This is a genomic window from Herbiconiux daphne (assembly GCF_024979295.1).
GTDB classification, from domain to species: domain Bacteria; phylum Actinomycetota; class Actinomycetes; order Actinomycetales; family Microbacteriaceae; genus Herbiconiux; species Herbiconiux daphnes.
In genome coordinates, this window is sequence record NZ_JANLCJ010000056.1 from 1 (window position 1) to 1,999 (window position 1,999).

Annotated in this window: 1 protein-coding gene; it reads right to left on the minus strand. The window is 44.1% G+C overall.

Features of this window, described 5'->3' with window-relative positions; all coding sequences use genetic code 11:
* Positions 1-141: 141 nt before the first annotated feature.
* Positions 142-1,899 (minus strand): DNA polymerase, encoded by a 1,758-nt coding sequence (locus tag N1032_RS22755; protein WP_259542594.1) that lies wholly within the window; start codon positions 1,897-1,899, stop codon positions 142-144.
* Between the last annotated feature and the right edge of the window lie 100 nt (positions 1,900-1,999).

Genomic DNA, 1,999 nt, shown 5'->3' on the forward strand with positions numbered 1-1,999 from the left:
CAACTATCTCTCTATACAAAGGGATAACGCTGATAAGTGTCTCACCCCAACAACGAGAAGCTTGATATTCATCAAGCTCCCTTTCTTCGATACGATTGCAAACATCTGTAACATGCATCCAAGCCATTGGCTCGTCACTGATCAATGCGTGTCTAGCCATGACGCTCCTGCTTTACTATCAGATGCCAACGGACATTTCATATCAAGACCTTCACCAGCAAGACGTACACAGTTATCAATAAGAGTCCTGAGACGTGCGACATGTGTGGTATGACATGTGAACTGAAATTCATCATGATAAAAGATAACCTGATGGCAATTCAATTGTTCTGATTCAATTTGTTCTGTCAGAATACGACAAGCAATCTTCATAACAATTGAACCTGCCGCTTGCAATAAAAGATTCAACGCTTTGTGTGTCATCAGTTTGCCGTTATCATCTTTACGAAGACGTAACTGACGACCATCAATGCCCGGCACATACCCATTTGTTGCAGCGAACCACTGGATGTATTCAATCAAGACTGGAATACATGGACATTCACGGAGGAATGTTTCACGTGCTTTCAGACCGACATTAACATCACCACCCAACTGAGCACCTAGGTTCGCATTACCCGCACCATATAAGAACGCATAGATAAAAGTTTTTGCTGATTTACGAGTAGGCAAACCCGCAAGTTTCTGGTTATGGGTATGGATATCACCTTCCAGAAGTGCCGTTCTGTATGCAATTGCTGAAGCAAGAGCCGCTTCGAGTTGAGTCTTCGTGAAGAGAGTGTAATCTTCATTTGCAAGCAGCATAGTAGGAACGTATACCAGATAGTGAGCCAACATGCGCAGCTCAAGTCCAGCACCATCCCCACCAACGAACGCTTGTTGTCCATCTGGGACATTACACCAATGCTCCTCTCCATCATTAATGTTTAGGAAACTTCTTTCTCCACCAATATCAGTGGGATCGAAATTGCCCATAAACAATGCTCTCATTCGAGCACCCAACGGAGATCCATCCGCTGGAATATTCGCAATAATCCTGTGAGTCATACGTGCTGTTGGAGTTGCACAAGGGTTTGCTTCCCCTGATAACTTACCATCAGCTCGTCGTTTCTCTAACAGACCTGCGATAACACCTCGGCGATGCATTGTGACCATGCGCTTCTTCAGCAACATCATCGCAATGCCATGCTCTTTACTTACGCTGTCAAATGAGCTTTCAGTAATCTGCGGAGACGTTGGCCAGAAGGCAAGTTGCAACATGTGTCGTCTGTATTCTTCGAGAGTTTTTGGTGCTCTGACGAATCCACACGCACGGAGTAACGCCTTGCGGTGTCCCTCTGTGACCTTGCCCGTTGCGAGGTTAAAATGCTTGTTGTAATAATTGGTTGTAGCGTCGATGAAATCGGAAAGCTCATCATCTCTCATGTCCTCCAAGACACGTGTATAATCTGATTTAGATAGTTTGGTTCTCCTGAATGGTTTCCATGGATTTTTCTTCATGTTCCATTCATCAGGAGTCCAACCTAACTCGTACATAACCTCTTTTAACTTCTGGGTTTTGCCCATATCAAAAGGTATATACTTTGGCAGAGTTGTCAACGGCCCAACAACATTGGCCATCTCTTCTTCTGTCCAGCCATCTTTACCTAAACGCTTCTCGGTTAATGCTGTCAACTTACCATTCAGTTTAAATGGTTTGTTGATTTCAATACCGGGCACACGATCCGGTGGAAGAAGTTTAATCAGACGTCTATCCAGACGAGCTACTGATTTATCCAGCACTGCCAAAATTCTTGAGGCTTCAGGAATATTAAAGTTGCATCCGTGTTTAGCCTGAGAACTTATGACGTGTGCTATCGTTTGTTCCAAAAGGAACGAGTTTACCCAAGTGCTCTCCATGCAACTTGATCCCTTAGATTAGATGTGTTTCCATTTCATGAATCGGCCTGTACCTGGGTGACGAACAATAATATTCGTTGGCCAAAGAGGTTTCAGCTTT